The 21,977-nt window shown below is 42.9% G+C and carries 36 protein-coding genes; 22 read left to right on the top strand and 14 right to left on the bottom strand.

Annotated features, from left to right (window positions below; translation table 11 throughout):
- The first annotated feature begins 134 nt into the window (after positions 1-134).
- The 8 genes from CIK80_RS02400 to CIK80_RS02365 all read left to right on the top strand — a co-directional run bounded on the left by CIK80_RS02400 (position 135) and on the right by CIK80_RS02365 (position 9,351).
- Positions 135-1,418, top strand: a complete 1,284-nt coding sequence (locus CIK80_RS02400; protein ID WP_095568726.1) for a hydroxymethylglutaryl-CoA reductase, degradative — start codon at positions 135-137, stop codon at positions 1,416-1,418.
- A gap of 107 nt (positions 1,419-1,525) precedes the next feature.
- Complete coding sequence (locus tag CIK80_RS02395) at positions 1,526-1,957, top strand: hypothetical protein (RefSeq protein ID WP_095568725.1); 432 nt, start codon at positions 1,526-1,528, stop codon at positions 1,955-1,957.
- A 93-nt stretch (positions 1,958-2,050) separates the two neighbouring features.
- On the top strand, positions 2,051-3,424 hold the full coding sequence (locus CIK80_RS02390) for a tripartite tricarboxylate transporter permease (RefSeq protein ID WP_087041267.1): 1,374 nt from the start codon (positions 2,051-2,053) through the stop codon (positions 3,422-3,424).
- Between the two features lie 195 nt (positions 3,425-3,619).
- Positions 3,620-4,909 carry a citrate:proton symporter gene (locus CIK80_RS02385; protein WP_343286949.1) on the top strand — a complete coding sequence of 430 codons (1,290 nt, stop codon included), beginning with the start codon at positions 3,620-3,622 and terminating at the stop codon, positions 4,907-4,909.
- A gap of 35 nt (positions 4,910-4,944) precedes the next feature.
- Positions 4,945-6,285: an acyclic terpene utilization AtuA family protein gene (locus CIK80_RS02380; RefSeq protein ID WP_095568723.1), complete on the top strand. Its 1,341-nt coding sequence runs from the start codon at positions 4,945-4,947 to the stop codon at positions 6,283-6,285.
- Positions 6,286-6,288: 3 nt separating this feature from the next.
- On the top strand, positions 6,289-6,588 hold the full coding sequence (locus tag CIK80_RS02375; protein ID WP_062844242.1) for a hypothetical protein: 300 nt from the start codon (positions 6,289-6,291) through the stop codon (positions 6,586-6,588).
- 259 nt (positions 6,589-6,847) lie between these two features.
- The gene (locus tag CIK80_RS02370) at positions 6,848-8,167 is read left to right on the top strand and encodes a short-chain fatty acid transporter (protein ID WP_095568722.1); all 1,320 of its coding nucleotides are present in this window, start codon (positions 6,848-6,850) and stop codon (positions 8,165-8,167) included.
- 386 nt (positions 8,168-8,553) lie between these two features.
- Complete coding sequence (locus CIK80_RS02365) at positions 8,554-9,351, top strand: tetratricopeptide repeat protein (protein ID WP_095568721.1); 798 nt, start codon at positions 8,554-8,556, stop codon at positions 9,349-9,351.
- 217 nt (positions 9,352-9,568) lie between these two features.
- Here the strand turns inward: CIK80_RS02365 and CIK80_RS02360 are convergent, their stop codons facing one another.
- The 14 genes from CIK80_RS02360 to CIK80_RS02295 all read right to left on the bottom strand — a co-directional run bounded on the left by CIK80_RS02360 (position 9,569) and on the right by CIK80_RS02295 (position 16,071).
- Positions 9,569-9,787, bottom strand: a complete 219-nt coding sequence (locus CIK80_RS02360) for an AlpA family phage regulatory protein (protein ID WP_095568720.1) — start codon at positions 9,785-9,787, stop codon at positions 9,569-9,571.
- A complete protein-coding gene (locus tag CIK80_RS02355; RefSeq protein ID WP_095568719.1) occupies positions 9,780-10,040 on the bottom strand; it encodes a hypothetical protein in 261 nt (86 codons plus the stop codon). The genes CIK80_RS02360 and CIK80_RS02355 overlap by 8 nt, the downstream gene beginning before the upstream one ends.
- The gene (locus CIK80_RS02350; protein WP_095568718.1) at positions 10,033-10,449 is read right to left on the bottom strand and encodes a hypothetical protein; all 417 of its coding nucleotides are present in this window, start codon (positions 10,447-10,449) and stop codon (positions 10,033-10,035) included. Before CIK80_RS02350 ends, CIK80_RS02355 begins: the two co-directional genes overlap by 8 nt.
- A 1-nt stretch (position 10,450) precedes the next feature.
- Positions 10,451-10,936: a DUF551 domain-containing protein gene (locus CIK80_RS02345; protein WP_095568717.1), complete on the bottom strand. Its 486-nt coding sequence runs from the start codon at positions 10,934-10,936 to the stop codon at positions 10,451-10,453.
- Complete coding sequence (locus CIK80_RS02340; RefSeq protein ID WP_095568716.1) at positions 10,929-11,129, bottom strand: hypothetical protein; 201 nt, start codon at positions 11,127-11,129, stop codon at positions 10,929-10,931. Before CIK80_RS02340 ends, CIK80_RS02345 begins: the two co-directional genes overlap by 8 nt.
- Before the next feature lie 178 nt (positions 11,130-11,307).
- Positions 11,308-11,811, bottom strand: a complete 504-nt coding sequence (locus tag CIK80_RS02335; RefSeq protein ID WP_095568715.1) for a single-stranded DNA-binding protein — start codon at positions 11,809-11,811, stop codon at positions 11,308-11,310.
- Between the two features lie 15 nt (positions 11,812-11,826).
- Positions 11,827-12,468: a YqaJ viral recombinase family protein gene (locus CIK80_RS02330; protein WP_095568714.1), complete on the bottom strand. Its 642-nt coding sequence runs from the start codon at positions 12,466-12,468 to the stop codon at positions 11,827-11,829.
- A complete protein-coding gene (locus CIK80_RS02325) occupies positions 12,465-13,232 on the bottom strand; it encodes an ERF family protein (protein WP_095568713.1) in 768 nt (255 codons plus the stop codon). Before CIK80_RS02325 ends, CIK80_RS02330 begins: the two co-directional genes overlap by 4 nt.
- A gap of 49 nt (positions 13,233-13,281) precedes the next feature.
- Entirely contained in the window at positions 13,282-13,515 is a 234-nt protein-coding gene (locus tag CIK80_RS02320; protein ID WP_095568712.1) for a hypothetical protein, read from the bottom strand.
- A 1-nt stretch (position 13,516) separates the two neighbouring features.
- Positions 13,517-13,768 (bottom strand): hypothetical protein, encoded by a 252-nt coding sequence (locus CIK80_RS02315; RefSeq protein WP_218830302.1) that lies wholly within the window; start codon positions 13,766-13,768, stop codon positions 13,517-13,519.
- Positions 13,765-13,995, bottom strand: coding sequence for a hypothetical protein (locus tag CIK80_RS02310; protein ID WP_095568711.1), 231 nt, complete (start codon positions 13,993-13,995; stop codon positions 13,765-13,767). Before CIK80_RS02310 ends, CIK80_RS02315 begins: the two co-directional genes overlap by 4 nt.
- Before the next feature lie 9 nt (positions 13,996-14,004).
- Positions 14,005-14,352, bottom strand: a complete 348-nt coding sequence (locus CIK80_RS02305) for a hypothetical protein (RefSeq protein ID WP_095568710.1) — start codon at positions 14,350-14,352, stop codon at positions 14,005-14,007.
- Positions 14,353-14,998: 646 nt separating this feature from the next.
- Complete coding sequence (locus tag CIK80_RS02300) at positions 14,999-15,196, bottom strand: hypothetical protein (RefSeq protein ID WP_095568709.1); 198 nt, start codon at positions 15,194-15,196, stop codon at positions 14,999-15,001.
- A gap of 167 nt (positions 15,197-15,363) precedes the next feature.
- Positions 15,364-16,071 (bottom strand): LexA family transcriptional regulator, encoded by a 708-nt coding sequence (locus CIK80_RS02295; protein WP_095568708.1) that lies wholly within the window; start codon positions 16,069-16,071, stop codon positions 15,364-15,366.
- 138 nt (positions 16,072-16,209) lie between these two features.
- Here CIK80_RS02295 and CIK80_RS02290 point away from each other — a divergent pair, with 138 nt between their 5' ends.
- From CIK80_RS02290 to CIK80_RS02240, 14 genes are all read left to right on the top strand, one after another.
- Positions 16,210-16,434 carry a hypothetical protein gene (locus tag CIK80_RS02290; RefSeq protein WP_095568707.1) on the top strand — a complete coding sequence of 75 codons (225 nt, stop codon included), beginning with the start codon at positions 16,210-16,212 and terminating at the stop codon, positions 16,432-16,434.
- Positions 16,435-16,500: 66 nt separating this feature from the next.
- Entirely contained in the window at positions 16,501-16,968 is a 468-nt protein-coding gene (locus tag CIK80_RS02285) for a phage regulatory CII family protein (RefSeq protein WP_095568706.1), read from the top strand.
- Positions 16,968-17,189 (top strand): hypothetical protein, encoded by a 222-nt coding sequence (locus CIK80_RS02280; protein WP_095568705.1) that lies wholly within the window; start codon positions 16,968-16,970, stop codon positions 17,187-17,189. The genes CIK80_RS02285 and CIK80_RS02280 overlap by 1 nt, the downstream gene beginning before the upstream one ends.
- A complete protein-coding gene (locus CIK80_RS02275) occupies positions 17,173-17,388 on the top strand; it encodes a hypothetical protein (protein ID WP_095568704.1) in 216 nt (71 codons plus the stop codon). The genes CIK80_RS02280 and CIK80_RS02275 overlap by 17 nt, the downstream gene beginning before the upstream one ends.
- A gap of 3 nt (positions 17,389-17,391) precedes the next feature.
- Positions 17,392-17,559: a hypothetical protein gene (locus CIK80_RS15295; RefSeq protein ID WP_179288306.1), complete on the top strand. Its 168-nt coding sequence runs from the start codon at positions 17,392-17,394 to the stop codon at positions 17,557-17,559.
- Positions 17,556-17,765: a hypothetical protein gene (locus CIK80_RS02270; protein ID WP_095568703.1), complete on the top strand. Its 210-nt coding sequence runs from the start codon at positions 17,556-17,558 to the stop codon at positions 17,763-17,765. Before CIK80_RS15295 ends, CIK80_RS02270 begins: the two co-directional genes overlap by 4 nt.
- Before the next feature lie 66 nt (positions 17,766-17,831).
- A complete protein-coding gene (locus CIK80_RS02265) occupies positions 17,832-18,725 on the top strand; it encodes a hypothetical protein (protein ID WP_095568702.1) in 894 nt (297 codons plus the stop codon).
- Between the two features lie 37 nt (positions 18,726-18,762).
- Positions 18,763-19,242, top strand: a complete 480-nt coding sequence (locus CIK80_RS02260; protein ID WP_095568701.1) for a hypothetical protein — start codon at positions 18,763-18,765, stop codon at positions 19,240-19,242.
- Positions 19,239-20,594 (top strand): DnaB-like helicase C-terminal domain-containing protein, encoded by a 1,356-nt coding sequence (locus tag CIK80_RS02255; RefSeq protein WP_095568700.1) that lies wholly within the window; start codon positions 19,239-19,241, stop codon positions 20,592-20,594. The genes CIK80_RS02260 and CIK80_RS02255 overlap by 4 nt, the downstream gene beginning before the upstream one ends.
- On the top strand, positions 20,591-20,941 hold the full coding sequence (locus CIK80_RS02250; RefSeq protein WP_095568699.1) for a hypothetical protein: 351 nt from the start codon (positions 20,591-20,593) through the stop codon (positions 20,939-20,941). Before CIK80_RS02255 ends, CIK80_RS02250 begins: the two co-directional genes overlap by 4 nt.
- A gap of 1 nt (position 20,942) precedes the next feature.
- Positions 20,943-21,089 carry a hypothetical protein gene (locus CIK80_RS15290; RefSeq protein ID WP_179288305.1) on the top strand — a complete coding sequence of 49 codons (147 nt, stop codon included), beginning with the start codon at positions 20,943-20,945 and terminating at the stop codon, positions 21,087-21,089.
- Positions 21,086-21,238 carry a hypothetical protein gene (locus tag CIK80_RS15285; protein ID WP_179288304.1) on the top strand — a complete coding sequence of 51 codons (153 nt, stop codon included), beginning with the start codon at positions 21,086-21,088 and terminating at the stop codon, positions 21,236-21,238. The genes CIK80_RS15290 and CIK80_RS15285 overlap by 4 nt, the downstream gene beginning before the upstream one ends.
- A complete protein-coding gene (locus CIK80_RS02245) occupies positions 21,235-21,648 on the top strand; it encodes a RusA family crossover junction endodeoxyribonuclease (protein WP_095568698.1) in 414 nt (137 codons plus the stop codon). Before CIK80_RS15285 ends, CIK80_RS02245 begins: the two co-directional genes overlap by 4 nt.
- Positions 21,648-21,848, top strand: coding sequence for a hypothetical protein (locus tag CIK80_RS02240; RefSeq protein WP_095568697.1), 201 nt, complete (start codon positions 21,648-21,650; stop codon positions 21,846-21,848). The genes CIK80_RS02245 and CIK80_RS02240 overlap by 1 nt, the downstream gene beginning before the upstream one ends.
- The last annotated feature ends 129 nt before the right edge of the window (positions 21,849-21,977 follow it).

Genomic DNA, 21,977 nt, shown 5'->3' with positions numbered 1-21,977 from the left:
TCTGTACCCTTGGAAGAACATTCCGCACATGGTATTTCTATAATAACGGACTGAAGTAGTACTGCTATGAGCAGTCTTGGGGTTTTGCTATTTCAAACCCTTTTTCAAGGAATCATTTTACAGGATGTATACCCATGCAAGAATCAACCTCTTCTTCGCGCATTTCTAGTTTTTACAAACTTGAGCACCAGCAACGTTTAGAAAAAATTGCTGAATTTTTAGGTGAAAGCGATTTCAATCAAGATCACTTTTTGAACACTGGTAATACGGAGTTTCAGACCGTTGATAATATGATTGAGAATGCCATTGGTACGATGAATATCCCCATTGGTGTTGCTACTAATATGATAATTGATGGTAAAGACAGACTGATTCCTATGGCGACAGAGGAGTCGTCCGTAGTGGCCGCTGTTTGTAATGCAGCCAGACAATGCCGGGCTACTGGTGGTTTTTATACCCATACTTCTGAACACATTATGATCGGCCAGATTCAATTGATTGATGTCATCAATCCCATGATTACCAAACAAGTTATCCTCGAAAATGAGCACGATATTAAAGCTATCTGTAACGATGTAGATCCATTATTAGTGAAGTTAGGCGGCGGGTTCAAAGGGCTAGAAGTGAGAGTGTTGGATGATGGTCATGAATACAACATCATCGTACATATTCTTGTAGATACCTGCGATGCCATGGGTGCAAATGCAGTCAACTCTATGGTTGAAGCGTTATCGCCAGCATTGGAGGGCTGGACATCTGCCAAAGCAAATATGAGGATTTTGTCAAACCTTGCAGACAAACGCCTGTCAATGGCTCGTGCCACGTGGCCTACGGATGAGATAGGGGGAGAAGCCGTTAGAGATGCGATGTTATCAGCATTCCGATTTGCAGATAATGATCCTTATCGGGCAGCGACCCATAATAAAGGCATTATGAATGGGATATCCGCTGTGATTCTGGCAACAGGGAATGATACACGAGCGATAGAAGCGGGTGCACACGCCTACGCTTGTAAGACAGGTCAATATCGTAGTTTATCCAGTTGGGGTGTTGATAAAGACGGCAATTTATGCGGCAGCTTAGAATTGCCCATGGCAGTCGGTCTGATTGGTGGTGCAACCAAAGTGCACCCAACGGCGCAGCAAAACTTAGAGATTTTGAACATTGATTCTGCAGATGAGCTGGCTAGGATTACGTGTGCGGTTGGATTGGCACAAAACTTTGCGGCAATGAAGGCCTTGGTGACCACAGGTATTCAAAAAGGCCATATGTCACTGCATGCAAAAAACATCGCGGTGATGGCAGGTGCCAAAGCCCATGAGGTTGACAAAGTAACTGAGCTATTAGTTCAGAGCGGCAAAGTGCGTATCGATGTGGCCGAGGAGATCTTAGCAACCTTGCGTCACAAGAGCGGGTAACCAGTGCACATCGATAAGAAATAAAAGTTCAGTTAGCACCAAGGTCGATGCTTCAATACTGATTTTTAGATGGTCATTCTATACGGACTATGATGACAAGGATGAATATGACTATGGACAGTTCAAACAATAATTTGGTAGAGGTCTGGGGGGATACGGTTAATTTTAAGTCGATGATATTCGCTATCGTGATAGGTAGCGTCGTGAGTACAGGGACTTTTTTATTGGCCAAGTTTTTTCTGTCTTCTTCCTCTGGAGACACGACCCTACTTAATGGTTATGCAATGCTCATTGGCTTAGGAGGTTGTCTGCTCTCAGGCTTTATTTGCTCCATTATGTTTAAACCAGCAAGGACAGTGATATCCAGTCAAGAAGACAATAGCGAGAATGTCAAAGCATTCATTGTCGACTTAATTAAAGACGATCCCAATTACACCAGCGTCAATGATTTACCTTCTGAAGTAAAAGAAGAGCTGAATTTGTTGCAATTAATGACCGTGTTTCAAGAAGCAGAAGAGATAGCAAAGAAAAAACAATAACAAATGGACAGTTTTTCTAAGCATTTATATAAGAGCCATTAGCCGATATACGACAGCCAGTGGCTAAGAATACAGACTTCAAGGAAGAAGGCGATGTTACATGAGATTTTGATTCAGTTTTGGCCAGCGCTGATGTATGGCGTTATTGGCGCTATTATTTTTTCACTGATTGGTATGGTATCAGGAACAGATGAGACCGCGACTATGGTGCCGCTTACCTTGATGGTGATTATCATTGGGGCGCCGCCAGCAGCCGTGTTTACATTTTGGATGGCAGGTGCTGTGTCCAAACACATGACTCATGCTATACCGACAGCGCTGCTGGGGATTCCTGGTGATACAATGGCGACACCTATGTTAGAGGAGGCAGATCTTTTACGGAAGTTGGGCATACCGCATATTGCCCTCAAAAAGATGATCTCAAGCTCAATTATATCGGCTTTTATTGCGGTGGTTGCCGCTGTTGGGTTTGCCCTAATTTTAGCGCCATTTGGCGACATTATTACTAAGTTTGCGCCATGGATCTTTTTAATAGCTGCCATATCCATTGCTTATTTTTCAAAAGGTAAGTGGGCATCGGTACTGTTACTCATCCCCTTTGTGACGTTCATCTTGGCGCTAAAAGCCTTTACAGCACAATATGATACCAGTCTGGGCGTGACTTACTTTTTAGCCATTGCTATCGGCCCCCTAATAGCAGATTTGTTTACCGTTATGAGTCCTGCTGGTAGAAAGTTGCAATCTCGAGCAAAAAATAACGAGGTTCAAGTCGCGCCAGATTTGAAGCTTTGGCAGGGTTATTTTCCCAATCCATTTAAAATTTTGAACAAGACACAGATTAAATTTACGGTGATCACCTCCCTAATATCGAGTGCCACCTTTGTGTTTAGCCCAGTGGCAATGACCGTGATATTGGGTGAGTTTGTGGGTTCACGTATCAAAAATACGTATCATAGGCTAACGACGGTCTTGTCTTCTAAGAATGGGGTCACTGAATCGACCTATATTGCAGAAGCCTTGATCCCATTAATTGCTTTTGGTCTACCGCTCAGTCCAGTCGCTGCTGGTCCTGCCGCGCCTTTATTCAATGCGCCGCCTGTGTTTAATGTGGAGACAGCTGAAGTAGCAGGTAATAACTTGCACCACTTACTCAGTCCGATGGATTTTCTTTTTTATGGTGTCCTATCAGTCATATTGGCCGCTATTATCGCGTATCCTTTTTCAATGAACTACGCCAGAAACGCCGCTTTATTTGTAGTAAAAAAAATCAGCCACGAAGCGATTATCGCCACTTTTATCGGTCTGATTTTGGTCATTAGTATATGGGAAGGGGGATTGGTTGGTGTGTTTACCGTTCTAGGATTGGGTTTACTGGGTGGTCTTTTATCAAAACACTTCTCATTTAATACAGGCTGTCAGTTTATGGGTTACTACGTGGCTGTGTTGTCAATCCCTGCGATTATTTGATATTGAATCTTGATGAGTAACATCTCTAATAGAGCGCTGAGTAGGGTTCGGCGCTCCCATGCGTCCTTAAATAAAGAGTATCGACAATGATGGTAAGACATGACTAAAAGATTTGGTATGAATTCTACTGAGCATGAGTAAAGGTGCTAAGGTGAATGAATCAGGAAGAAAGTAATTTTAACAGGGAGAGTAAATTTGTTGGCTTTATTGGGATTTTTGACGATTGCTGTGTTTTTGGCTCTTATATTAACTAAAAAGGTATCCGTGATTGTTTCGCTGATTTTAGTGCCTATTATTTTTGCTTTAATAGGTGGTTTTGGCAGCGAGTTAGGCACTTTTATGTTGGACGGTATTGTGAGTGTGGCGCCAACGGGCATCATGTTAGGGTTTGCTATTTTGTTTTTTGGTGTGATGAACAATGCCGGACTATTTGATCCATTAATTACAAGAATCTTGAAACTGGTCAAAGGCGACCCAGTGAAAATCACCATAGGAACGGTTGTCATTGCGATGATTGCCCATTTGGATGGCTCTGGGGCGTCTACTTTTTTGATTACCATTCCTGCATTATTACCGCTATATAATAAATTAGGTATGAGCCGAATTGTACTGGCGGGCATGGTAGCGCTTGGTGCAGGCACCATGAATCTAACGCCTTGGGGCGGACCAACCGCACGAGCCGCAGCGGCACTAGAGGTTAGCACCGCTCAATTATTTAATCCTATCATTCCCGCGTTTATAGCGGGTATCGTTTGGATCATCTTTGTGGCGTATCTGGTCGGAAAAAAAGAGCGTAAACGTTTGGGTGTTCAGGAGATGGAGCATAGCTTGCAGGATGAGCTCACTGAAGAAGAACGTAGTATGCGTCGCCCTAAGCTGTTTTGGTTCAATTTGGTGTTAACCGTTTTAACCATTGTGGCATTAGTTCAAGTGTGGCTACCGTTACCAATTGTCTTTATGGTGGCGTTTGCCGTTGCTGTCCTTATCAATTATCCCAAACCGAATGATCAAATGGATCAGATACGCGCGCAGTCGGTTGGCATGATTACGGTTGTTTCGATTATTTTTGCTGCTGGTATTTTTACAGGGATTCTATCGGGTACAGGCATGATTACGGCGATGGCGACGTCCTTGGTCAATATCATCCCTAATCAAGTAGGCGGTTTTATGGGTGTGATTGTCGCTACCATCAGTATGCCATTGAGTCTGATATTCACGCCAGACGCTTATTATTTTGGTGTCATGCCGATTCTGGCAGAGACGGCTGGTGCTTATGGATTGGATCCTGTTCAAATTGGTCAGGCATCTATGCTTGGACAAATGACCACAGGGTTTCCCTTAAGTCCTCTTACGGCTTCGACATTTTTATTGATTGGATTGGCAGGAGTAGAGCTTGCTGATCATCAAAAATTTGTATTCAAATGGGCGTTTGGTACGACCATCGTTATGACCATCGTGGCAGTCATCACTGGTGTCATCATATAAATAGAATATATAAATAGAAAAAAAGGAAACACATCATGAAATCTATCAAAATTGGGTCGGGTGCAGGGTATTCTGATGACCGATTGGAACCCGCTCTTGATATCATTCGAGATGGCGACGTTGATTATATTGTGTTTGAATGCCTTGCAGAGCGTACGATTGCCATTGCACAGCAGCGAAAAATGAAAGATTCAAAGCAAGGTTATGACAGTCTGCTTGAGTATCGAATGGCGCAAGTCTTACCGCTTTGTGTAGAAAACAACGTCAAAATAGTCACCAATATGGGCGCGGCCAATCCAAAAGCTGCTGCCGAAATGGTCAAGCAAATCGCTGAAAAACAAGGTTTGCACCATTTAAAAATAGCAGCAGTCACTGGTGACGATGTATTCCCAAAAATTGAGCGTTATCAGAATGAAACACTGCTAGAAAATGGTAAGCAAATTAAAGAGCTTGGCTCGTCAATCGTTTCGGCAAATGCGTATATTGGCGCGGCAGGTATCGTACAAGCGCTTAAGGCAGGTGCCGATATAGTCATCACGGGTCGAGCCGCTGATCCTTCATTATTTCTTGGCCCCATGATGTACGAATTTGGCTGGTCCTTTGAAAATGCTGAATTATTAGGTAAAGGCACCATAGGCGGGCACTTAATGGAGTGCGGCGCTCAAATCACGGGTGGGTATTTTGCCGATCCTGGCTACAAAGAGGTGCCAGAGCTGTGGAACGTAGGTTTTCCAATCATGGAAGTGACTGAAAACGGAGAATACCATATAACTAAATTGGCGAACGCTGGCGGTTTGGTATCGTTAGCCACGGTAAAAGAGCAATTGCTTTATGAGATTCATGATCCCGCTAACTACTTGACGCCAGATGTCATTGCTGACTTTTCTAGTGTTCAAGTTGAAGAAGTAGCAAAAGATGTCGTTAAGGTATTTGGTGGCTCGGGCAAACTAAAGACGGGCTTGCTAAAAACGAGTATCGGATACAAAGATGGTTATATTGCCGAGGCAGAAATTAGCTACGGCGGTGCAGGCTCAGTTGAAAGAGCCAAGCTGGCCAAAACCATTATGCAAAAAAGACTGGCGGCTCAAGATATTGAACCCATTGAAATACGCTATGATTTTATTGGACTCAACTCTTTGTATGCTAATGAGACTTTTGATATGCAAGAAGCACCTGAAACGCGGCTTCGTATTGCTGCAAGAACCGAGGAAGAGGCAGTCGCTAATACCATTGTGCGAGAAGCAATGTCACTCTACACCAATGGGCCAGCAGGCGGCGGTGGTATTCGCTCAAATATCAAAGAGATAGTATCTATAGGCTCAATACTCATTCCCGAGCCAGACACTGATATCAACGTTTCATATTGGGAGGTATGATAAATGAAATTACGTGAAATAGCCCATTCCCGAACAGGTGATAAAGGCAACATATCCAATATCTCTCTTATCGCTTTTAAAGAAGAAGATTACGAGCTTCTCAAAGACAAGGTTACTGAAGACATTGTCAAAGAATGGTTTAAAGACATTGTACAAGGGGAGGTTGTTCGTTATGAGCTACCGACTCTTAATGCATTCAACTTTGTGATGTATGGTGCGCTGGGCGGCGGGGTGACCAAGTCGTTAGCGCAAGATATGCATGGTAAGAGCCTAAGCTCTAAACTTTTGGATTTAGAGATATAAACAAGTCAGTAATTTGTCGTAGGTCTGGCGGCTATATATAGCATTTTTCAAAGCCAAGTATCCAAAAGAGTGCCTTCATATCAAGGTGCTCTTTTTTATTGAAAGTTTGTGGATGAGTATGAAAGTAAAAATGCAAAACATCAAAAAATGTCATATTAACGAGACAGCTTGTGGTTAAATGAACAAGAATAAAAAGAAAGAATAAGGTAGCATCAGGGTTATAAATCAAGTCTACATTTGGCTAAAAGGGAATTAAAAAATGAAAGGGATTACACGTTTTTCAAATAGCTTGATGGAAAAGTATTTACCAGATCCATTTTTATTCGTCATTATCTTAACGGTTGTCATCTTTATCCTTGGTCTAGGATTGACTGACTCTTCACCCATACAGATGGTCGCATTTTGGGGAGAAGGATTTTGGGCGTTACTCGCATTCTCCATGCAGATGGTGCTGGTGCTAGTAACTGGCTTTGTACTTGCAAGCAGTCCCATATTTAAAAAGGGACTTGGTAAACTTGCAAGCTTTGCTAATTCGCCAGGCAGTGCCATTATTTCAGTGACCTTGGTGTCACTGGCTGCCAGTTGGATAAACTGGGGATTTGGCTTGGTGATTGGTGCGCTATTTGCCAAAGAGCTGGCGAAGCGCGTTGAAGGCGTTGATTATCGCTTGCTGATTGCCAGTGCTTACTCTGGGTTTATTATTTGGCATGCAGGGTTCTCAGGATCCATCCCTTTATCGATTGCGACAGAGGGTCATCCATTCGCGGACAAGATTGGTATTATTCCAACGAGTGCCACTATCTTTGCCACTTATAACTTAATTATCGTTGTTGCGCTCGTGATTATCGTACCTGTATTAAACCGTCTGATGATGCCAAAGGCAGAAGACACAGTGACCGTCGATCCCAAACTCTTGGTTGATCCCATCGTCGAGGACGTTCCAGCAAAAGCTGATATGACGCCAGCAGAGCGGTTAGAGAATAGCTGGATGTTATCAATGGTTATCGGTCTGATGGGCATTGCTTTTATCGTTTATTACTTTGTGCAGAATGGTTTTGCCTTAACGCTCGATTTGGTGAACTTTATGTTCTTATTCCTTGGGATTATATTCCACGGCACGCCTCGTAAGTATCTGATAGCGGTTCAAGAGGCAGTCAAAGGAGCGGGCGCTATCATCGTACAGTTCCCATTTTATGCTGGTATTATGGGCATGATGACTGCCTCTGGTTTGGCGGCTATTATGTCAGAGGCGTTTGTTAATATCTCGACAGCAGAAACATTGCCGCTTTTTGCATTTCTGAGTGCTGGACTTGTCAACTTCTTTGTCCCTTCAGGTGGTGGACAATGGGCGGTACAAGCGCCCATTATGCTAGAAGCGGCAGAGATGCTGGGTAGTGATTCAGCAAAAGTGGCGATGGCAGTAGCGTGGGGTGATGCATGGACCAATATGATCCAGCCGTTCTGGGCATTACCAGCACTTGCCATTGCAGGACTAAAAGCCAAAGACATCATGGGTTTCTGTGTCATTGTTTTGGTTGTCAGTGGCATTGTGATCGGTTTGGGATTGCTGTTCTTATAAAGACAATTTAAAAGATGCATATATAGCCTTGCCTTTAGAGGTAAGGCTTTTCTACGCTTGAATACCAAAAGGATGACTACTATCCATGGTTTATCGGAAAATGGTAAATGTTAGAAAATAAAGATGGTACATACGGACGTCATATCCTGCTGGTATAAATTTTCTTTGCTGGCTGTTTGGCGGCGTGACAGATGCTTTGCAAAATTTATCCCAGTAGAACTATACTTTTTTAAAGGGGATTGACTATATTGAATAGCATATACGACTGCTTTAATTTGACAGGATGTTTACTGAATACAAGAGTTAAAAGGTACCGATAGACTGGTTACGGGCTTACCTGCATCTGCACTGTTCAAGCGATAGTATTTTTATTTTTAAGGAAGATCATGATCTTACAAACACTGCAACAGACATTCATTTATAAAGTAATGGTAGTGGGATTATCGTGTGGGTTAACCATGTCAGCTACTGCTGATCTTGGGAAGGTAAGCACGTTAGTGAATAACGGTATAGCGACTGCTCAAGCCACTCTTGGCCATATGTATCTTACTGGAGAGGGTATTAGTCAAGATGATGTTAAAGCGTTTGAAAGGACTAAAGAAGCCGCTTATAGAGGTCGAGCATTTTCGCAATATGCGCTCGGAGAGATGTACAGCAATGGCACAGGCGTACGTCAGAATGATACTAAGGCCATTGAGTGGTATGAAAAAGCTGCCAAACAGGGCAATGCTAAAATTCAATACAATCTTGGAACACTTTATCAAAATGGCGACGGTATCCCGCAAGATGATTATAAAGCAGTTGAATGGTACCAAATGTCAGCTGAGAAAGGTTTTGCACCCGCTCAGTATAATCTGGCTGCAATGTATTATGAGGGTCAAGGAGTGAGTCAGGATTACGCAGAGGCACTAAAATGGCTAAGAAAAGCTGCTGCTCAAGGATATGCGAGCGCTCAAAACAATATCGGTGACATGTACGAAACGGGTAAAGGGGTTAAGCTCAATGACACAAAAGCAGCCGAATGGTATCTAAAAGCTGCAAATCAAGAAATAGCTGAAGCGCAAAACAGTCTTGGTTTGATGTACTTCGAAGGTAGAGGTGTGGAGCAAGATAAGGCCAAATCGCAAGAGTGGTATAGTAAATCTTGTGACAATGGATATCAGCCTAGTTGTGATGAGTTGTAGCTAATATTAGTAGTATCTACGGTGCTAAATCTAGCACTAACGCCAGATACAACAAAGCCCCTGATATCAGGGGCTTTAGCTATTCTATAAGATAGTATAGAACTATGTATTGGTACCAGTGGTCGGACTCGAATATAATGGTTAAACCATTGATATAAATGACTTATTATTTTAGTTTATGGTCAATTACTGTTAATTTTACTGTTATTAACTTATATCAGGCCTCGTCACGTTCCGTTTCTGGTACCGACTCAGGCTGTAAATCATGCACTTTTATTATCCATGCGTCAAGCTCATGTTCAAGCCAAAAAGATGAGCTACCATCTTTACGCTGGGCTGGAAAAGTGCCGTCTTTAATTTTCTCGTAAATTGTGGATTTTGGCAAGCCTACTTTATCAGCTACTTGCGCGATTCGTAGTCGTCGTAAGTTAGTCATCTGTCACATCCTTAATCTCGTTGATAATGTCGTCAACACGCCCCATGCAAGATAGCCACATATTATGACCGTCAGGTGTGTCAGCAAAATCTTCGCAGTCGTTAATATCATTGGCCGCTTCGTCAAGTTTGGATATAGCAATCGCTCTTGCAAACTCATAAACATACGGATTCAAATCCATTTCACCATTTGGCTGCTCTTTGAGCTTAAAACCGTTCGCCAATGCGATCTCTCTTATCTGTTCGTTAGTCACTTTGCACCTCGCTTAATTCTTTAAGTTTGCATTGCTCAAAATGCTCATAAGCCCATTCTGTTGCTGCATCTTCAAGGTCTTCGACATCATCAGCATAAAACCACTTCTTTTGATAATAACCCCAGCCACTTGTCCATGAGTTGCCATTATTCTTAAAATGAATTGGCTTAGGCGTGGCAAACTCAGCTAGAAAACCAATCTTGTTGTTTTGCTGCAGTAGCTCAATAATTTCATGCTCAGATTCTACATCAAGTGGTAAGCCAAGTAGCTCGCACACCGACGCTTCTTCAAATATTGCGTCTAATAAATCTTGGCTTGGCTTGTCAGCTAGACACATGTAAATAGGGATTAGCTTTTCACAGCGAACCTCGGCATCGTGAAAACAGGTCACTATACTTGCTTTACTCACATCACTCTCCTTTATTATTTTGCGTAGTGCTAAATTCAGGAATTGGCATCCATTGTGTCGGCTCACACATGGCATCCCATTCTAAGAACTGCTGATGTTCCGCATTCCACCACAAAATCACAAATACATGTTCGTTACGATGGCCATCAAATAAGCGCACTAGATAAAAACACTCGCTTTCAGGCAACCGCTCACTCGCATCAATCCAAGTAGGCATCGGCTTAACATACGGCTGCATCTTGCTGGCATAGTGTGTTGATTGCGCCCATTCTTGAGCCGCGCTGACTGAATCAAAAACTGGCGGCTCATCTTTACGATTGTCACTATCTTCATCGTTATCAAACTTACGATAATCAACATAGCAATCACCACCTGCCTCAAGCCTGATTATGTACTCGTGACTTGGTGATTTAGCCCTACACACAGCGTTAGTTTTGCCACCATCACCGTATGACCAATCCCACTTCAACGGCTGTAAATTATTCATCGTCTTTATACTCCAGTTTTTCTATTTGAGCGCATAACTCATCACGGCTATCTAAATGTTCGGCATACACTAAATTGCGCTTAACCCACATGTCGCCACCCATCATAATTTCAGTGATAGCTTTGTATCGTGGATCATTAATATCATCAAAATGGACAGCAAATATGCAATTAACTTCTTGTTTGTCGCTCATAACCTCAATCCTCTTATAAAATAGGTTGCCCTTATCGCGGGCGTTCGGCTTTGCCTTGTCCAAGGAATCTCGATAATCGAGCAAAAACGACAATCTCGGCTGCTAACGATTCTTTTATAGCGCATCATCATCTAGCCTTGACGCGTCAGTGTATTAGCCCGCACTGCTCGGTATTTAGTTAAAACTGACCGTCAAAATGCTTAGTAAACGGTATGGATTGATCTACTACACCGCCGCCATTCATTGCAGGATTTTGATTCGCATTAGCAAACTGCTGATTAACTTGGTTCTGCATACCTTGCGCGTTTTGCGCTACTTGCTGCGCGTATGGGTTAGGCGCTTGGTTGTTTTGCGTTGGTTGCTGATAGCCTTGCTGATTGTTTTGATTGTCACCCTTGCTACCTTGCAGCTCAATCTGATTGACGCGCAATTCTTTATATTGCTTGCCGTCATATTCGCGCTCGCTGTACTCACCGCTTATCGTTACTGGAGTGCCTTTTCTTAGATACTGAGCGATTGCCGCGCCTTGATTGCCCCACAATGAACAGCTAAAGAAATGGGCTTGCTTCTTATCACCAAAGCCCGTGTCGCCTGCGACGCTAAAGCTACAAACCTGCGAGTTACCTGCTTGTCTCAATTCTGCATCTTTAACAACTCGTCCTGCTACTGTAATACTTATCATAATCTATCTCTCTTATTAAACTTTGAATTTATCAGGCATATCGCCCGTGATTAATGCTTGCTCTAATTCATCAAGTAGCGCCAAAAATAAAGGCACTCGCTCGTCCAGTTTTGCGTGTAGCTCTAAGTCAGGCTCAAACCTTTGGTAAAATGGCGGTAAGCCATCGCAGTAAACAAAGTAGTCCCACCACTTGCGACCGGACACCCAAAGATTGATTTGTATTTGCGTGATGTGCGCCTTATCAATCTTGCCATTGCGTAGCAGTGTAACCATGCCCTTTGAGTGCTTTGACTTAATCTCAAGACCGCCATCTGTACCAATCAGTCGGTCAGGGCTTGCACCAACGCCTTTGTCCAACATGATGCCAGCTTCAATAACATCGTCAGCCGTTGCATAGCCGCTGTTGATATACTCTTGAACCGCTATCGGCTCAACAACATGGCCGCGCTCAGTATCATCATTGCCTTCAAACTTTCGTGCTGATAGACCTGTGAAGCGTTCGGCAACCAATGCGTCAGCCAGTGAGAAAGCGCCTTGTCCGAATGGTGGGCAAACCCGACCATCAGACAATAGACAATGCATTTCGCTAGCCGTCGGCAAAGCTAGACGTGCAGCAAGCCACTCAGGTGAGCCTTGTTTTACGTCTAAGATAATCATGCTGCATCCTTATCTAGCGAAGCTATGACCTTGTTTAGAGCTGACATAACGGCATTAAACGCGCTTACTCTGACCTCTGGTATTGACTCAACGCCTTGCTGACTTTTTAGCCACTCAATAAACTTGTCTTGGCGCTCGATTGGTAGTTGATCGAACTTAGCCTCAAGCGTTTTTGATTGACCAGCGGTGATGACTCGGTTGTCTTTTTGCATAGCTGCCTGTGCGTCGTCATCGTCACGAGTGGCGATATTGAGTAGTGACGACAGCGTGTAGCGTTTGGCGTAGCTAATGCTTGAGCCTAGGGCTTGTACGTCATTTTTACCGCCTGACTTATCCTCTTTTAAAGTCATTGCAGTCTCAATACTATGTCCTTCTTTGTGCATCAATGAGCACTGGACGTTTACATCTTTTAATGTATTCACCTTAAAAGACACAGCAAAACCATGTTTTTGTAGCACTGGGCGCACCATGTCAACGATATCTTCTAGCGTTGCAAAACTATAAGTTGTACGGCCTTTCGCTGTGCTGTAATCCACTTTGCTGCCTTTGCTAACTGTGGTTATGTCAGACTGCATTGCAGCAAAGTCACGATTAAACGCTACTTGTGATTTTCTTGCCTCATCACGCTCATATAGAGCCATTAGCTTTTCAAGCTTGTCAACGTCACATTCAGGGTTCATCGCCATATTCATGAACATTGACGCCATGTTGTCGTTGCCTTGCGCTGCAACCTGATTGCTATTTACTGTCGTTAATTCGCTCATAGTCTTATTCCTTATAAATTTAGTAGGTGCTTTTTGGTAACCTTTTTAATCACGACACCCCGTTTAAATATTCTATTAGTTCGCCATAGCCGACCCGAAACAACTTGTTTCCTGTTCTTCCATATTTTTCAGTTATTGGGTGGTAGTCAATGACTTCGCCGTTTGAAGCACAGAGCCTTATAAGAAAAAAGTTATTAAAGCTCTTAACCCAGTGACTAAAGGGTTTTAGCATTTCAAACTCTCTTTGCCTTTTCTTAAGTGACTTAAAGTTTCGCTTTGCCATATCAGCCCCCTTTTATCCGTTTTAATGATTCATTCGCAGCCTTGATTGTTTGATACTGCTCACTCGCCAAATACTCGTTCGTGTAGCCACTCTCTTTGACTGGCTCCCACTCGTTGCTCACAAGTAGCTGGCCGTCAATCTCGACCAGCTGATAGGATTTGTCATCGACAATGACCGTTTCGGCATTAGCAGCAGTGACCGTGATTGCGCCCATGAGAGCGCCAAACGTGATAAAAATTAGCCAGTCCATCATGCTTCCTCCTCCTCGTAGACCACAAATTCAGCAGTACCAGTAGGCTGACCGCAGTAAAACTTCAAGTCATCAATTCTTACGTCTGCAATCTCGACTTGTCGTTCGGTGCGCCAGCCTTGCACTGGTAAGCTCACTTCGATTGAGTAGCAAAAGCCGTCATCTTTCACCACGTCATAGACAGCGCCTTCTTGCGTCCATCTGTTTGATTTAGTACAAAGTAATTGCATGATGTACTCCTATGCGTGTAAAAAGTCTGAGTTGCTTAACCCATACGTGCGCTGGTCGTGCCAATCGGGTTCGTATTCGTCACCGTCAACTGAGTTATCACGTAGAAACTGGTTAATAACCGCCTTAAACGCTGGCTCATGCTCAAATTGCAGCGTGTAGGCATAGTCTGTGCTGACACCGTCAATCTCTTTGTAGCAGTCACCTACGCTTAGCAAGTTGATGTTCTGATTGCTGTCAGTCTCAAAGTAAATCTCAACCGATACGTCGTTAGGCATTGCGATATAAACCGTACCGCTTGTACCTGATTCGCTTAACTCGTGGTCAGCGTTATTGTCTAATCTGATGTGCTGTGTCATACTGTCCTCGCTTATTAGTAAGTAAAGCCCTCATTGATTCCACTCGGCGAGGGCTTTTTTGTGTCTGTTATTCGGCTGTAATATTGTTCACAAACTCTACGCAATCCTCGTAAGTGCTTGAGTAGATCATTTCGTTTTGCAAGATGCACCAAACTTCACCTCTTGCATGTACTACGTAATCACCGATTTGAAAGCCTTTGTTTTGCATGTTGTTCTCCTTGTGAGCCTCGGCTCGTTTAGTTGCTTACTGCCTACGATTGACGAATCGCACGTAGGTGTGTAAATAACTTCTTGTTGTCTCAGTTGCGTTATATAGCTAATCGCTTCCCTCGTCGGGTCGTTTCCGTTGCGATGTAGTTATAATACCTGTGAGGTAGTTTTATGTCAATACCTATGAGGTATTATTTTATAAAATAAGCACAAAAAAAATACCTGATATGAAAATCAGGTATAAATTACAGGCACAAAAAAACCACCGCTAGGGTGGTTTGGTGGTATTATTATGTGAAATTAATTACTTTTTGAGGTTCTGTTATGGACAATGTCTTTAAGTTGTCAACAATAGCTGTTCTTGCCTACCTTGTTATCGCCAGTAATAGAAATAAGCTAACCATTGAAGAAGTAGAAGATCATATTTCCAATGTTGCTAAGAATCCCTTAAGTCGTTTATCAAAGAATCTAAAAACGTCAACAGTTTCTCCTTCGCTTGCTTTTGCATCTCAGCGTTGGAATCGACAGCATCAACGGTGATGGTGAAATCAGCTTGCACTTCATCAGACGAGGCTATTATCCCTATTGGGCGTTGAGCGTAATGTATAGTTGGAATAAAGTTTACTTCGATCATATTAATCCTTAATAGCCAGTCTCAAGCGTGCTGACTTTTACGCATTTAATCCCAGTCCAGCGCCTCACTATAGACGCACCACCCAAAAGGCAATTCATCTACTGGTTTAGCAAACTTCAAAAAGTGGCATATCCATATGTAAGCCCAATTATCATTTCCTGACATAATCATCCCGCCCTGTAAACCTGTTCGCCAACAATAATCAAGCTGCTATGATTTCTAGCGGTCACAATTCGATCAGGATAGTCAGTATTAAAACTATGCAGCCTTAACGCACCACCAGCCTCTCTAAATACCTGCTTAAACATTCTGTCCCCATCTAACAATATGGCATACACCTTACCGTCATGTATCTCAGTTGATCCCAAATCAATACCAACCTCATCTTCGTCATTGATATATGGAGCCATACTACCATTGGATGCACACACCAGCTTAAAATTTTCAGGCTGTATATTCTTCTTTCTGAAAAAAGAAGGTGGGAATTTTCGTGTGCCTTTGATCTCTTGAAACTCGCAACTAGTATCACCGTCACCACAGCAGAAATATACACCATACAAAGGTATCTCAATCATTCCTTCGGTATCGTCTGATACTTGAACTGTATTGCTATTCTTTATATTAGACAACAAATCTTCATTGTCGCCATGCTCATGGTCAAGCCAATTAGAAGGCTTATCAAAAAACACCTCTATTTTTTGCGCGATCTCATCGCCAATGGCTTTGCTTGGATTTTTACCAATGTAATGACCTAAAAGTGAATAGTTGATATCCGACTGATCAGCAAACTGTCTACGAGTTAATCCGCTGGCATCCATCAGCCTTTTAGTGTTTTCGCGCCTGATTACCTCAATACCTGAAAATACCTTGCTCATAACTGCACCCCTTATTTTTTACGGCAATTATGCCCTTTTATACCTCAGAGGTAAAATCACCTGACAGGTATTATTTATGTTGACTTATTTATACCTACGAGGTATTATTTATTTATATTATTAATACCGAGGTATCAGATGAGCGATTTATATGACTATTGGTCAAACCTAAGCCAGTCCGATCGTGAGGTGTTTGCTACTAATAGCGGTTTTAAAGTCGCTTATGTAAATACCCACTTAATCCATCGTCGCAAAGTACCACCGTTAGCTGCACTAAAAAGATTGGCTGATGCCAGCAATGGCGAACTGACTTATCACGGCCTTTGTGATTTTTTTATTAGCGATGAATTGGAACCAGCCTAACCCCTGTAACGAAAGATACAGAAATACAGGCTTAAACAAAACGTTTTTAAATACAGGTGTAACACGATGAACGTAATAGACGCAGCTCACAAGACGGTACATAACCCTAAGCATGGCGGCTCAACAGCTATTGCGGCACGTATGGGCATGTCTCCCACTGTATTAAACAATAAGGTTAATCCAAATATGGATAGCCATCATCTGAGACTAGATGAGGCGCTAACCATCATGGAATTCACAGGCGATCATTCAATTATTCAGGCAATGGCTCAACGTCTTGGTGGTGTGTACTGCGAAGTAAGCAGCGAATCAACCAAAGATGAGCTAATCATGACCGCGCTATCAGCTTCTGCTTGCCAAGGTGACGTGATGACCGAAATGCACAAGGCGCTAGAAGATGGTCGCATAAGTTGCAACGAGCTTGACAGCCTACTTCCGAAAATACAAAGGGCTATGTCCTCACTTCAATCGCTGAAAAACCACGTCAAGCGCAAACACGCTAAAGACAATCCGCACTTACAAGGATGTAATTAATGACCTGCCAAGACTGCCCAAACCAAACCGACGGCAAATGCTGTCACCAACTTATCAGACCGCAAGGAAGCAAGACGATGAATGTATTGGATATCCAAGCATGGGAACGCGAACTAAACCACGCGGCCAAGATGCAAGAGCAACGCGAAAAAATCACCTTTTCAGGTGGCAAAACTTACGAATTACCAGTTAAGGAGGCAGCCAATGAGAAGCGAGCATGATGCAAATATGGCGCTAGTAATTATGGCCGCACAAGACCGTATTGACGAGCAGCGGTATCAAGTGAAGTTGGCAAACAAAGCTGAGCAAGAACGCAAGCAAGATGCTAACGACAAGTTTTGGAGCCATGTCTTTTTTGTTGGTACTGGCGCACTGGTTTTAATCGTATTGGCTTTTTTATATCAAATTATGAAGGGGTAGATCATGGCAACCAGTCAATCAGAAATCGAGCAGCACATTAAACGTCATGGTTTAAAGCAGCTCACAGCAGCAGACAACACAGGTCTTTATTGCAACTCAAATCACTACAGCAAAAAGACGAAGCAGATTGTGATCAGACAGACAAAGAAATGGTCAAGGAGCAAATCATGATAGGCAGAACGATTAAATCAGGCGCAAGACTCAAGGCAGAGCAAGCAGTTATCGAAGGCACGAATGATGAAGGGTTTTTACCTAAAGACAGAGTGGATCATCTGCTTAACAAAGAGGTTTTGAGAAATGTATTGGTTCGATTGGGTTACTCGGCTGAGTACAGAGGTTCTAACGTACAGAAAGGCTGGATTTGTAGCAGGCATTAAAAAACCCATTACGCAAATAATGGGCCAGTGTTAATCAGGTGAACTCATCAACAAGGAGATTATTACATGACAGATGATGAAAGGCAAGGGCTTCTTATGAGTGATTTTGTGCAGGTGCCAAACCTTATATTGCAGATGCAAAGAGTGTTAAAAAACGGCAATACCTACGCTTGCCTTCAATTCATCTGGTGCAAAACTGGTGGTTGGGGCCGCAATGCAGACACGATTGCCTACTCACAATTTATCAATGATAAGCGATATGGAACTGGTTTAGGTGAAAAAACGATACGCAGATCAGTAGAAAAACTAGCTGAATTAGGCGTGATTAGCATGGCACCAAGTTTCAATAACATGCACGAATTTACACTAAATATCGAGAAGATCAGAGAGTTAGTAGGCGATGAAGCATGGTCAAAAAGACCACCCTTAGAAGATACAAGCATGGTCAATTTGACCACAAGTCCGGTCATTTTGACCGAAAGGGTGGTCAATTTGTCCGACAAGCATGGTCAATCTGACCACCACACAAGAACTACTACACAAGAACCTTTACACAAGAATATTACACAAGAAGAGAAACCGAAAAAATCTAAAGATAAATTCGACGCTCTCAGTTATCCAATACCTAGTTTTATCGAACAAGAAAATTGGAATGATTTTGTAGCAATGAGAAAGGAGATTAAAAAACCACTCACAGCAATATCTAGTAAAAGAACGATCAACGCTTTAGTCAAGTTTGACGCAAACGGTTTTGACGCAAACGACTCTTTGGATTATTCAATTGCAAATAATTATCCAGGGGTGTTTGAAAGAAGCCGCAAACAACAATCAAATAATCAGGTGAATAGACATGCAACCAAACAACCACAAGCAGACTGCTACGCAAACAGAATTGACGCACAGCTCGCAGCAGAGAACGAACTCAGAATGCGAACAGTTAACCAAGGTGAATATAGCTAGCTTGTTCAAGGGATGGAAAAAATTATTTAGGTCGAAGATGAAAGATGAGGATTGGGAGATTGACACGATCACCGTCTGGCACATTGCACTAAACGATCTACAGATAACCCCTCATGAGTTTACATTAGCGAAAAGAAAATCACTAAGTTTGCAATGGCCGCCAACGGCACCAGCCGACTTTTTGGCTTTAGCAAGACTTAGTTCATTAGCGAATTATCCTGATATGCGCCAAGCGTATTTAGATGCCGCTAATCAGCGCACAGATTGTCCTATCGCTTATGAGACAGCAAGACGTGTTGGTTTTAGCCAAATGAGACATGGATATGAATACATAACCTATCCGATATGGCAAAAGCACTACGCAGAGGTCTGCACAGAGCACTCACGCGGCATAGAGTTTAAAAACCCACAAGTGCTACAGATTGCAGATTCTAACGCACCAGCGGCAATTGACGAGCTAACCAGTGATGAATGGATAGCGAATATCAGAGCGATATTAGCAGGTGACAAGAAATGATTACTGATAACCACCTACAAGCAGAACGCTCAGTCTTATCGACGCTACTGGATAACAACGATCAGTATGACTTGATAAGCAATCTAATTACAGCTAGTGATTTTGAGTCGGTCGCTCACCAAAAAATATACAGCGCCATTGTTGAGCTTGCAGAGAACAATCAACCACATGACGTAGTGATGGTTGCTGATGTGCTGTCAAGCAACAACAAGCTTGCGGATGATAAGTATTTAAACAAACAGTTGGCTGAGGTATCAGTTGCGCCAATAGCAATGGTTAAGTCGCTTATCTCACATGCTGAATTGATACGTGCTAACGCAATGCGTAGAAGTACGTTGCAAATACTTAAGCAGGGTATTGAGAAGCTAGAGAATAACGCAGGTACGGACGATGTTAATAACGATATTGTGAGTGCAATATCAAGCCTTGAGCAAAAAGAGGATGTGAAAGAGGTTTATAGCGTTGACGACATGATGACCAACTTGGTCAAAAGAATGGCGTTGGCCAATTCAGGTGAAAAAACCTACATCGAGTGTGGATTCCCTGAGTTGGACGCTTTAATGAAAGTACGCAAAGGTAATTTGGTTGTTATTGGCGCAAGGCCGAGCATGGGTAAGTCATTGCTAGTAATGAATATACAGGCTCATTTGGCTAAATTTAGAGAGGGTGTGTCCGTATTTTTTAGTGTTGAAATGGAAGAGAGTGATTTGATGAATAGATTGACGGCTGCTGAAACTGGCATACCTATAAATTCTATCACTGAGTGTCGAATGACAGAGGATCAACAAGTCAGCTTTCAAAAGTTTGCAACCAATCAGAAAGACATGCGCTTAAAAGTAGTTAGAAAAACAGGGTTGAGCGTATCTCAAGTTAGAACACACCTCAACAGACTCAGAAGAGAGCACGGCAGTATTGCATCAGTGGGTATTGATTACCTGCAATTGATGGACGGCTTAAATGACGAGGAGTCGGTTAGCAAAATAGGCGCTACTACAACCGCATTGAAAGCAATCGCCAGTGAATTTGGGTGTCCTTTGTTTTTACTAGCTCAATTAAACCGATCGCTTGAGAAAAGACCGAATAAGCGACCGGTTATGAGTGATTTACGTGGATCAGGCGCTATCGAGCAAGACGCGGATCAAATAGCGTTTATCTATCGTGAGGACTACTACAAAGAGAAAGACGGTGACAAGGATTTGGACGGTATGGCTGACATTATTGTTGCCAAAAATCGTAATGGTAGCACTGGCGTTAAACGACTAGCTTTTGAAGGCCATATGGGGCGCTTTAGCAATCACATGCCATTTCACGACAGCTTCAATGACATTCCAGCATACGGAGAAACAGCATGAGCCAGACAGCATTTAAACCAGTATTCGATGGGTACATGAAGTTGTTTCTACATGACGATGTACCAGAGCGATTAGCAAGCCGAGCAGACTTTACAGGCCAATGGATTAGATCAAGACGACAACGGATATTAAAGCGCAACCGCAAGTTTCAAGTCACGCTACACATATTCGATATGGACGGACACAAGCGCGGATTGCAGAGCATGGTTTTTAAGGACAAGGGCGGTCAAGGTGATTTGTCAAAAGTGATCTTTGGTTTTGGCAATGATTTCGTCGATGAGCTGAGAGCTGGTGACAAAGATTTGAAAGTGGATTTGGTTAACTCGTACGCAGTAGTGAGGGCTTAGCATGAAAACCAACCGATACAACGACAAAGTGGTGCAAAAAGAAGAATGGATTAAGAGCGATACGGTGGTCATCACGTATAGCGACGGTAAGAAGGAAACAATGAGTAGAAAGAGTTTTGAGCAAGTGATTAGGGAGATTAAGCCATGAGCAAGATGAAAGGTAGTTGCCGATTGCTTTCTATGTTGAAGGCGCAGACACGTAGTAATTATTATGACCCGCACAGCTTTAAAGGCCAAGAGTATATACCGCACAAGCCTCGGAATAACCGCAAGACCAAAAAAGGTGGCAAGCGATGAGTGAGCCATTTTTCAAAGCAAACCTACCAATGCCACCGTCAGTGAATCATTACTGGTCAAAGTCAGTCAAGCGAGCAAAGGGCAAGCAGTACGTTCACGTCAGATTGTCCGATAGAGCGAATAAGTTTAGGAATGACGTGGTTGCAAAGGTAGCGGATATTGCACAGCGTCACGGCTCGATTAGAACCCATAACGGACGTATCAAAGCAGTGGTAACGCTGCATGGTGCAACAAAGCGTAGTTTCGATGTTGATAACTATGGCAAAGGTCTGTTTGACGCGCTGACTTACTCAAAGGTCTACAAAGACGACTCACAGATTGACGAGATGATTGTAAAGCGTGGCGAGGTTATCAAAGGTGGTCGAGTAGACGTTGAGTTGTACGAGTTAAATAACATGGGGATTGAGTGATGAAAGTGAAGCTATGGAAGTTGGTCGGGTTTAAAACTTTGGTTGTGTCAGCTTTGTTGACTGCATATTTTTCGCTTGCGTTTTCTAAATCGCCCTACATTCCTTTTATTTTCGCTTCTGGATTCTGTTTTGCGTTGGCATTAGTCGGACTTGTGACCATGAGACTTGATTACAAGCAGAAAGCACAAGAATCGCAATAATTTACTAGGTTACGGCTCTCTAAAAGTCAGTTTGATGCACATGTAGCTTGGTAGGGTTTAAATCGAATAGAGAGGGTTTGGTGATGATTGAGTTTTTCATATTTTCGTGGGCTGAGGTGCTGACAAGTT

Origin of the sequence: Psychrobacter sp. JB193, from assembly GCF_002285555.1 — a bacterium.
Classification (GTDB): domain Bacteria; phylum Pseudomonadota; class Gammaproteobacteria; order Pseudomonadales; family Moraxellaceae; genus Psychrobacter; species Psychrobacter alimentarius.
Note: the sequence above shows the minus strand (reverse complement) of the source record. Positions and strands in the feature narration are given on the sequence as shown.